Here is a 9,898-nt window from a genome sequence, read left to right as displayed (position 1 = left end):
CCAGAAGCTGGAAGGTGCGCTCGCCCGCCCGCAGGTCGCCGTTCATCAGGCCGAGGTCGGCATCGACGACGCCGACGAACTTGAGGCCGGGGAAGGTGTGGCCCTTGGCGACGAGCTGGGTGCCGACAATCAGGTCGAAGGCGCCGGAGGCCACCAGATCGAGTTCGGCGCGGATGCGCTCGGTGCCGCCGCCGATATCGGAGGAGAGCACCAGCGTGCGCGCCTCCGGAAACAGCGCCTGCGCCTCCTCGGCGATGCGTTCCACGCCCGGCCCGCAGGCGACCAGCGTGTCGGCCTCGCCGCAGGCCGGGCAGGTATCGGGCCGCGGTTCGGTATGGCCGCAGTGGTGGCAGACGAGACGCCCGCGCAGGCGGTGGTCGACCAGCCAGGCGGAGCAGTTGGGGCACGAGAAGCGGTGGCCGCACGCGCCGCACAGCGTGAGCGGGGCATAACCGCGGCGGTTCAGGAAAAGGAGGCCCTGCTCGCCGCGCTCCAGCGTGGCGCGCAGCGCGGCAACGAGGGGCGGGGCCAGCCAGCGCCCCTTCTCCGGGCGGCTGAGGCGCAGATCGACGGCCCGCACGTCCGGCAGGCTGGCACCGGGAACGCGGTCTGTCAGCACAAGGCGGCGGTAACGCCCCTGATCGGCATTGACGCGGCTTTCCACCGACGGGGTGGCCGACGACAGCACCACGGGAAAGCCGCTGAGATGGCCGCGCACGACGGCCATGTCGCGGGCATTGTAGGGCACGCGGTCATCCTGTTTGTAGGCCGCGTCGTGCTCCTCGTCGACAACGATCAGCCCCGGGTGGCGAAAGGGCAGGAACAGCGCGGAGCGCGCGCCGATCACGATTCTGGTCTCGCCGCTGGCAACCCCGCGCCACACCCGGGCGCGCTGCACCGGGCTTACGGCAGAGTGCCACTCGGCCGGGCGGGCATTGAAGCGGCGGGTGAACCGGGCGATCACCGCCTGCGTCAGGGCGATTTCCGGCATCATGATCAGGGCCTGCCGGCCCGCCGCGACCGTTGCGGCGACCGCCTCCAGAAAGACCTCGGTCTTGCCGGACCCGGTCACGCCGTCGAGCAGCGTCACGCTTGCGCGGCCTTCGGCGACGGCGGCCACCAGTGCGGCGGCGGCCGTCCGCTGGTCGGGGGTGAGGTCGGGGGAAAAGGCCGCGGGATCGGGCTCCGGCGCTGCCGGCAGCGGCGGCAGCTCCGCCGGCCGGAAGGCGCCGAGGGCGGCAAGCCCGTCCACCACGGAGGGGCTGACGCCGGCGGCCTCGGCAAGCGCCGCGCGTGTCCACGACGGCAGGGTGGGGGCGAGGTCGAGCACGCGGCGCCGGGCGGGGGTGAGGCGCTCGGGGGCGAGGCCGGTGGCAATCAGTCCGGCGCGCGGCGGCTCCGGCTCCAGCGCCTCCGGCACCCGCAGCACCATGCGCAGCACCATGCCGCGCGGCGCCAGCGTCCAGCGCGCCACCCATTCAATAAAGGCACGCAGCGTGCCGTCGAGCGGACGGGCGGGGTAGACGTGGGAAATGGCCCTGAGGCGCGCCGCCGGCCGGCCGGTGTCCGGGGGGTCGTCCCACACCGCGCCGATCACCTCGCGCGGGCCGAAGGGCACACGCACGATGGTGCCGGGGGCAAGCGGCTCGTCGCCCAGATAGCTGTAGCAATCCCCGAGGGCGACCGGCACCAGAACGGAGATAATGGTGGGCATCGGCCATCCATCAGCAGGGCTATCGTCGGCCGGATCCGGCAGGGCTGCGGGCCGCGTATCTCGGAGGCGCGAATCCGGCGCATCCGATCCGGGCGGGCTTCGGGTGCGGGCAGGCTTCCGTTTCGGGCGGATTTCCGTTTCGGGCACGCCTTCGGGCCGTGCCGTCGGCGCCCGATCCGGTGCGGCTTTCCGCGGGGCAACCATTGCCGCTTGGCCGCGGCCGGTCAATGCCGTTGCCGGTCTTCGTGCACCCCGGCGATGGCCGGCCGGCACGCGGTTAATGCGTTATAAATAGGCAGCGCCCGCTGGCGGGGCCAGCGGGCGCTTCATGAAGGCGGCTGCGGAGGGGGATGCAACCACCCGGGCCGGGCATCTCTCACAGGGGAGACGGATGCCCGCCTGATAGTATTCAGGGTCGATCAGCGGGCCGCGCGACGGGCAATCGACGGGATCTCGGCGCGATTGATGCCCAGATCGTCGAGCTCACGGTTGTTGAGCTGCATCAGCTGATCGTAGGTCTCGCGATACTTGCGCCAGGACCGATAGCGGGTCACGATATTGTCGAACATTTTCTTCTCCTAGAACTCTATGACTTTTGGGCGACGAGCCTGCAGGCCGTTTCGGCGCTGCTCATCAAGCCCTGTCGTGTTCGATGGATATCTAGGCGATTGCCGATCTCGCAGGCAGAGGGGGGCACGCAGATCAGCTCTGCGCGCCTTGCAATCCGGTCAAACTGCTCAATTTGACGGCAAATCGAGAATCAATTCGTCTTTTCAGACGGTTGTGCTGTCGCAGCGGCCCGTCGGGACCGCGGGGGCCCCTTTTAGCGGTGCGCAAAATGCAAGGCCCGCCGGATGGCGGGCCCTGAAAGCGCGGGGTGCGGGAGGCCGGCGGGGGTGGCTGCGCGGCGCTATTCCGCCGCTCGGGCGGGCGGGTGAGGGCGCCGGGCGATGAGTTCGCCGAGGAAGGTGCCGGTGTGGCTCTGCGCGCAGGCGACGATATCCTCCGGTGTGCCGGCGGCCACGATGCGTCCGCCGCCGTCGCCGCCCTCCGGCCCGAGGTCGATCACCCAGTCCGCGGTCTTCACGACCTCCAGATTGTGTTCGATGACGACGACGGTGTTGCCCTGACTGACCAGCTCGTGCAGCACCTCCAGCAGCTTGGCCACATCGTGGAAGTGCAGGCCGGTGGTCGGCTCGTCGAGAATATAAAGCGTGCGGCCGGTCGCGCGGCGCGACAGTTCCTTGGCAAGCTTCACGCGCTGGGCCTCGCCGCCCGACAGCGTCGTCGCCTGCTGGCCGACCTTGATGTAGCCGAGCCCGACCTGCCGCAGCGTCTCCAGCTTGTCGCGCACGGCCGGCACGGCGGAGAAGAATTCCGCCCCCTCGTCGCAGGTCATGTCCAGCACGTCGGCGATGGACTTGCCCTTGAAGGTCACATCCAGCGTCTCGCGGTTATAGCGCCGGCCCTTGCACACATCGCAGGTGACATAGACATCCGGCAGGAAGTGCATCTCGATCTTGATGACGCCGTCGCCCTGACAGGCCTCGCAGCGCCCGCCCTTGACGTTGAACGAGAAGCGGCCCGGGCCGTAGCCGCGGGCGCGCGCCTCCGGCAGGCCGGCGAACCATTCGCGGATGGGCGTGAAGGCGCCGGTATAGGTTGCCGGATTGGAGCGCGGCGTGCGGCCGATGGGCGACTGGTCGATGTCGATGACCTTGTCGAGATGTTCAAGACCCTCCACCCGGTCGTGGGGCGCGGGGTTCTCGCGGCTGTTGCTGAGGCGGCGGGCGGCGGCCCGGAACAGCGTGTCCAGAATCAGCGTCGACTTGCCGCCGCCGGAAACGCCGGTCACCGCGGTGAACAGCCCGAGCGGAATCTCGGCGGTCACGCCCTTGAGGTTGTTGCCGCGCGCATTGACGATGCGCAGTTCGCGGCCCTTCTTCGCCTTGCGGCGCACGGCCGGCACCGGCACCTCCAGCCGGCCGCTGAGGTACTGGCCGGTCAGGGAGTGCGGATCGGCGATGATGTCGGCCGGCGTGCCGGCGGAAACGATGCGGCCGCCGTGCACGCCCGCGCCGGGGCCGACATCCACCACATAATCCGCCAGCCGGATGGCATCCTCGTCGTGCTCGACCACGATCACCGTGTTGCCGAGGTCGCGCAGCCGCTTCAGCGTGTCGAGCAGGCGGGCATTGTCGCGCTGATGCAGGCCGATGGAGGGTTCGTCGAGCACATAGAGCACGCCCGTCAGGCCGGAGCCGATCTGCGAGGCGAGGCGGATGCGCTGGCTCTCGCCGCCCGAAAGCGTGCCGGAGGCGCGCGCAAGGGTCAGGTAATCGAGCCCGACATCCACCAGAAAGGTGAGCCGCTCACGAATCTCCTTGAGGATGCGGCCGGCGATTTCCTGCTGCTGGGCGCTGAGTGCGGCGGGCACGGTGGCGAACCACTGCTGGGCATCGCGAATCGACAGCACGCCGGCCTCGCCGATGTGCCGGCCGGCGATCTTTACCGACAGTGCCTCGGGCTTCAGACGATAGCCGCTGCAGGCCGGGCAGGGGCTGTCGGACTGGTAGCGCGAGAGTTCCTCGCGCACCCATTCCGAATCGGTCTCCTTCCAGCGCCGTTCGATGTTGCGCACCACCCCCTCAAACGGCTTCGTCGTCTCGTAGGCCCGCAGGCCGTCGTCGAAGATGAAGGTGATCGGCGTCTTGCCGGAGCCGAACAGGATGGTGTCGCGCACCACGTCCGGCAGCTTCGCCCACGGCGTCGTCATCGACACCTCGAAGTGCCGGCAGATCGCCTCCAGCGTCTGGGTATAATAAGGCGACGTGTTGCCGGTGCGCGCCCACGGCAGCACGGCGCCGTCGCCCAGCGACAATGCCTCGTCCGGCACCACGAGATCGGCCTCGAAGCTCAGCGTCGTGCCGAGGCCGTCGCATTTCGGGCAGGCGCCGAAGGGATTGTTGAAGGAGAACAGCCGCGGCTCGATTTCCGGAATCGTGAAGCCGGAAACCGGGCAGGCGAATTTGGCGGAAAAGACCACCCGCTTCGGGCTGCCGCCGGCCTCGGTCTCGCCGGCGAATTCGGCAATGGCGATGCCGTCGGCCAGCCCCAGCGCGGTTTCCACGCTGTCGGCAAGCCGGGTGCCGAGGTCGGGCCGCACCACGATGCGGTCAACCACCACGTCGATGTCGTGCTTCAGCTTCTTGTCGAGCGCCGGCGCCTCTTCGATCTCGTGGAAGGTGCCGTCGATCTTGACGCGCTGGAAGCCCTTTTTCTGCAGATCGGCCAGTTCCTTGCGGTATTCGCCCTTGCGTCCGCGCACCATCGGGGCCAGCAGGTAGAGCCGCGTTCCCTCCGGCAGCGACAGGATGCGGTCGACCATCTGCGACACGGTCTGGCTCTCGATCGGCAGCCCGGTCGCCGGCGAATAGGGCACGCCCACGCGCGCCCACAGCAGACGCATGTAGTCGTAGATCTCCGTCACCGTGCCCACCGTGGAGCGCGGATTGCGCGAGGTCGTCTTCTGCTCGATGGAGATGGCCGGCGACAGGCCGTCGATCTGGTCGACGTCCGGCTTCTGCATCATCTCCAGAAACTGGCGCGCATAGGCCGACAGGCTTTCCACATAGCGGCGCTGGCCCTCCGCATAGATGGTATCGAAGGCCAGCGACGACTTGCCCGACCCCGAAAGGCCGGTGAACACCACCAGCCTGTCGCGCGGAATGTCGAGATCGACATTTTTCAGATTGTGCTCGCGCGCCCCGCGCACGGAAATCATGCGCCCGCCAAACAATGCGGCGGTGGCCTTTTCCGGCTGAGAATCAGACATCGCGCTGTGGTCCTTCGCCCGGCGTGAAGCGGCCTGTCGGGTGGTGGCGTGGCGCCGCAGGGAGGCGCGGCGGCCCTGAAAACAAGGGATCGTCCCGGCCCGATTCAAGATCGCATGGCGGCAATCATTAAAATGTCATGCGAACAAAGCAAGCACAGATGTGGGGCCGCAGCCTCTGCGCACCGTTTCCTGCGCGGGGCGCGACACCGGCCGCCTTGCACGTCCGCCGCTCCCTCCTGTAAGGGATGGAACGGTTCAAATGCTGCAGCCGGGTGCTGCGGCCGGTCTTTTGTCGTTCGCGCGGCAGCAGGATAGGGTTGGACGATGGTCGATTTCTCGGTCCACCGGCGCAAGATGGTCGACAGCCAGTTGCGCACCAGCGACGTTACCGATCAGGTCGTCCTTGCGGCGATGGGCGAGGTGGCGCGCGAGGATTTCGTGGCGCCGGAGCGCAGGGAACTCGCCTATATCGACGAGGAGCAGCCGGTTCCGGGCGGCGCCTCGCCGCGGGTGATGCTGCGCCCCTATGTGTTCGGCAAGCTGTTGCAGCTGGCGGAGCCGCAGGCCGGCGAACGGGTTCTGGTGGTCGGCTCGGCCACCGGCTACGAGGCGGCGGTGCTGGCCCATATCGCCGGTCAGGTGACCGCGCTCGAATGCGATGCCGCGCTGGCCGAGGCCTCCCGCGCCCGGCTTTCGGCGTTCCGCAACGTCAGTCTGGTGATCGGCCCGCTGGCCGCCGGCTGGCCGGCAGGCGGCCATTATGACGTCATCATCGTGCTCGGCGCCGTCGAGGACGGTCTCGACGGGCTGAAGGCGCAGCTCGCCATCGGCGGCCGTCTGGTGGTGATCGAGGGCACCGGCAATGCCGGCGTGGCCCAGCTTTATACCCGCGGCGACGTGGGAATCAGCGGCCGGTTCGCCTTTAATGCGGCCACGCGCGTGCTGCCGGGCTTCGGGAAGCCGAAGGCGTTCGTGTTCTGAATGCCCGCGCGGCGGCCGCGACCCTGTCGCGGCGCTGTGACGGAACGATGCGATTTTACGGGCGGCCGGCCCGGCAGCGATGCCGGCCGGCCGCTTTCCGTTCTGGCGGCCGGTGCTTCGCCGCGCCATGCGGCGGCCGGCGGGCTGTTGCAGCAAGGCCGCACCGCGGTAAAAGTCGCTGTACCGGCGTGCGCCGGCCGTGGCGCGCGGCCGGCAGGGCAACTATACCTTAACTGTTCGGTTTAGTGAGCGCGTGGAAAGCGCGGCGGCGGCAGCTTCAGACGGGTTGCGGAATCGGCCGGTCCGGTTTCTGCTGCGTCGTCCCGTTTCGCCCGCACGCCGGCGGTCCGGTGGCGGGGCGGTGCGGTTGCCCCCCGCTTTGTCCCCACCGTCGCCTCATGATCTGGCCGGCAGTGAAAATGCGTGTTCGAGGAGAGTACCCATGGATCGTTCGTCAGGTCGCCGATCCCCGGCCGGGGGCGCAGGGCTCCCGCCGAAGGCAGGAACGACGACCGGAGCGGTCCTCGCCGGCGGTCTCGTCGCGCTTTCTCTGTCGGCTGCGCTGATGGCCTCTCCGGCCAGCGCCCAGTCGCTCGGCGAGGCGCTCGCGTCTGCCTACAACACCAATCCCACGCTCAACTCGGCCCGCGCGCAGGCCCGCGCGACCGATGAGAACGTGCCGCAGGCGATGGCGAACTACCGCCCGCAAATTTCCGGCTCGGTCAATGCCACGGCCACGGGCAATTACGGCACGCAGTGGAATTCCGGCTATGCCGGCACGACACTGCCGGGCAGCGGCCAGTCTTATCCGATTTCGGTCGGCCTCAATCTGGTGCAGCCGCTGTTCCGCGGCTTCCGCACCACCAATTCCGTGAAGCAGGCTGAGGCGGCCGTTTCCGCCGCCCGCGACCAGCTGCGCGATACCGAGCAGTCCGTGCTGCTCAACGCTTCCAGCGCCTACATGAACGTTATCCAGCAGGAAGCGATGGTCGAGCTTCAGCTCGCCAACCTGTCGTTCCTGAACGAGCAGCTGAAGTCGTCGCAGGAGCGCTTCAAGGTCGGCGAAGGCACCAACACCGACGTGGCGCAGGCGCAGGCCGGCGCGGCGCAGGCGGAGGCCGCGGTGAACGCCGCCAAGGCGAACCTGAATGCGGCCCGCGCCACGTTCCGCCAGATCATCGGCATCGACCCAAAGAAGCTGAGCCCGAAGCAGATCGGCCTGCCGCTGCGGCCGAAGTCGCTGTCCGTGGCGCTGCAGAGCGGCCAGAGCGAGCATCCGGCCATTCAGGCCGCCCAGAGCAACGTCGATGTCGCCAGCTACAATGTGAAGGTGCTGGAAGGCAACGTGCTGCCGGAGGTGAACCTGCAGGCCGGCGTTCAGCGCGCCTATAATTATGCCTACGGCAACGCCACGCAGTCGGCCCGCCAGCAGGACAGCGCGCAGGTCGGCGTCAACGTGAACATTCCGATCTATACCGCCGGTCTGGTGTCCTCGCAGGTCCGTCAGGCGAAAGAGAATCTCGGCTACGCCCAGATTCAGGTCGACCTGTACCGCGATCAGGTGCGGCAGGCCGTGGTTGCCGCATGGGGTAATTTGCAGGCGGCCGAGGCCTCCATCATCGCCGCCCGCACCGCCGTCGTCGCCAACCAGCTCGCCGTCAACGGCGTTGTGGAAGAGCAGAAGGTCGGTCAGGCCACCACGCTCGACGTGCTGCAGCAGCAGAGCGATCTGGTGCAGGCGCGCACCACGCTGGCGCAGGCGGAATATGCCCAGGCGGTGGCCTTCTATACGCTGCTGGCGGCTTCCGGCCGGCTCGATGCCGAGCGGCTGCATCTGGCGGTGTCGGTCTACAAGCCGTCGCAGCATTACGAGGCGGTGCGCAACAAGTGGCACGGCATGACCACTCCGGACGGGCGCTGAGCCTTTTCAGGCGCTTCCCGGGATCGGGTTCTGTCTCATCGCCGCCGGCCCATGCCGGCGGCGTATTCGTTTCCGGGTCTCTGCTTCGGTCCTGAATCGTCGGCACGGGCAGGCGGCCGCGACCGAATCTGTGGCAAATCTGCCGTTTCAGGCCAGATTGTGCACAGGTCCGTGCGGGCGGCCGGTCGTTTCGCGGGGGCCGTGCCGGTGGCCGGCAGCCGCCCGGTCCGGCCCGCTGGGAGTGCGCGGCCGGCATGGCCCGGCGGGCCGATAAACCCCTTGTTTCAAATGGTTAAACCGGCCTTCCGGCGGTCAGGGAAGCGCCGGCGGGGGCGGGCGGGGTGCTGCGCGCAGCCCGTTGCCGCGGCCGGCCGCCGGGGGCGGAAGCGTTAACCTTTCGGTAAGCTCTCGCCGCCGGGCCCTTGCGCCGGGGCGGCGATCTTGCGCACACTCCGCCCTGTGTTCTGCAAGTCGCGGTCGTTGACGCGACACAGCATGCAATCGCCTCCGCAACGCCGGCCTGCCACAGGGCGCCGGCCGCCCGCGGGGGCGGGACTGGCTTCCCGTGCTGAGGCATCCGGGAAGCGCACCGAGTTTCGACTGCCCTTGCGACCCCGCGGCGAAGGGGGACTTCAAAGCGCTGCGGGGCTGTCACTGTGCATCGGGAGGAAGACCATGGCGCCTGCTGCGAGCCCGGCCCGCGATCAGACGATGGAAGACATACTGGCGTCGATCCAGCGCATGATCTCGGAAGGCGGCGATTCCGCGCCGCGTGAGTCGGCTGCACCGCCGGTCGTTCTGGCGGCCGCCGGCGGCCCCGCGGTCAATCCGGCGCCGGAAGTGTCGATCCGCGCTGCCGTGCCGCCGGATGGCGACGACGCGGTGCCGGCCGGCGACGGCGGGCACGAAGAGAACGGCCACGAGACGGCCGGTTTCGATTTCACCGCCGGACTGATGTCGGAACTCGGCCTGACGGCCGGCGGGAACGAGGCCGTGGCACCGGCCGATGGCAGCGCGGCAGCCGGCGAAGAGCTGCCGGTCGCGGTGGCCGACCCCGACACCATCGCTGCGGCGGCCGAGGCCATTGCGGCCGCCGTGCTCGATCCGGCCTTTGCCGGCGATCCGGTTGCGGTTGCCGGCGTGTCGGAAATCGCGGTGGCGGAAACCGGTCTTGAAGCGGCGGAACTGGCCGCCGAGGCGCTGGTTGCCGAGGCGCTGGCCGGTGCCGGCCTGCTTGGCGAGGCCCTGACTGCCACCGGCGACGAGGCGGTGCTGTCGGGCGCGGAGAGCGAAGCCATCGAGGCGGTTGCCGCCGCGTCGATGACCGATCTGCTGGCCCCGCTTTATGCCGCAGTCAACGAAGCCGCGGAGCAGGCGGCGCGTGCGGCCGGCGACGAAAGCGCGGTGCCCGGCGACGACGCGGCGTTGCACGACGAGACGGCCGCGC

The 9,898-nt window shown here is 69.1% G+C and carries 5 protein-coding genes and 1 pseudogene; 3 read left to right on the top strand and 3 right to left on the bottom strand.

Going from position 1 to position 9,898, the window contains the following annotated elements:
• From priA to uvrA, 3 genes are all read right to left on the bottom strand, one after another.
• Window positions 1-1,714 (bottom strand): primosomal protein N' (priA, locus tag V7067_RS12085; RefSeq protein WP_334176156.1); only part of this gene is annotated, 1,714 nt, incomplete at its 3' end.
• A gap of 419 nt (window positions 1,715-2,133) precedes the next feature.
• Window positions 2,134-2,283 carry a DUF1127 domain-containing protein gene (locus V7067_RS12080; RefSeq protein ID WP_334176155.1) on the bottom strand — a complete coding sequence of 50 codons (150 nt, stop codon included), beginning with the start codon at window positions 2,281-2,283 and terminating at the stop codon, window positions 2,134-2,136.
• Between the two features lie 341 nt (window positions 2,284-2,624).
• Window positions 2,625-5,549: an excinuclease ABC subunit UvrA gene (uvrA, locus tag V7067_RS12075; RefSeq protein ID WP_334176154.1), complete on the bottom strand. Its 2,925-nt coding sequence runs from the start codon at window positions 5,547-5,549 to the stop codon at window positions 2,625-2,627.
• Between the two features lie 324 nt (window positions 5,550-5,873).
• On the opposite strand from uvrA, the gene V7067_RS12070 reads away from it, so the two are divergent.
• The 3 genes and pseudogenes from V7067_RS12070 to V7067_RS12060 all read left to right on the top strand — a co-directional run.
• On the top strand, window positions 5,874-6,530 hold the full coding sequence (locus V7067_RS12070) for a protein-L-isoaspartate O-methyltransferase (RefSeq protein ID WP_334176153.1): 657 nt from the start codon (window positions 5,874-5,876) through the stop codon (window positions 6,528-6,530).
• A gap of 565 nt (window positions 6,531-7,095) precedes the next feature.
• Window positions 7,096-8,451, top strand: a complete 1,356-nt coding sequence (locus tag V7067_RS12065; protein WP_334176152.1) for a TolC family outer membrane protein — start codon at window positions 7,096-7,098, stop codon at window positions 8,449-8,451.
• Between the two features lie 675 nt (window positions 8,452-9,126).
• Window positions 9,127-9,898 (top strand): annotated as a pseudogene (locus V7067_RS12060) (hypothetical protein); the annotation flags it as partial.

Source organism: Pseudoxanthobacter sp. (genome assembly GCF_036822375.1).
Taxonomy (GTDB): Bacteria; Pseudomonadota; Alphaproteobacteria; order Rhizobiales; family Segnochrobactraceae; genus Pseudoxanthobacter.
The sequence above is the reverse complement of the archived record's forward strand: the minus strand, read 5'-3'. Positions and strand labels throughout refer to the sequence as shown.

Coding starts and splice junctions, on each gene's coding strand:
- V7067_RS12080 (WP_334176155.1), bottom strand. CDS start 2,283: ATGTTCGACAATATCGTGACCCGCTATCGGTCCTGGCGCAAGTATCGC.
- uvrA (WP_334176154.1), bottom strand. CDS start 5,549: ATGTCTGATTCTCAGCCGGAAAAGGCCACCGCCGCATTGTTTGGCGGG.
- V7067_RS12070 (WP_334176153.1), top strand. CDS start 5,874: ATGGTCGATTTCTCGGTCCACCGGCGCAAGATGGTCGACAGCCAGTTG.
- V7067_RS12065 (WP_334176152.1), top strand. CDS start 7,096: ATGGCCTCTCCGGCCAGCGCCCAGTCGCTCGGCGAGGCGCTCGCGTCT.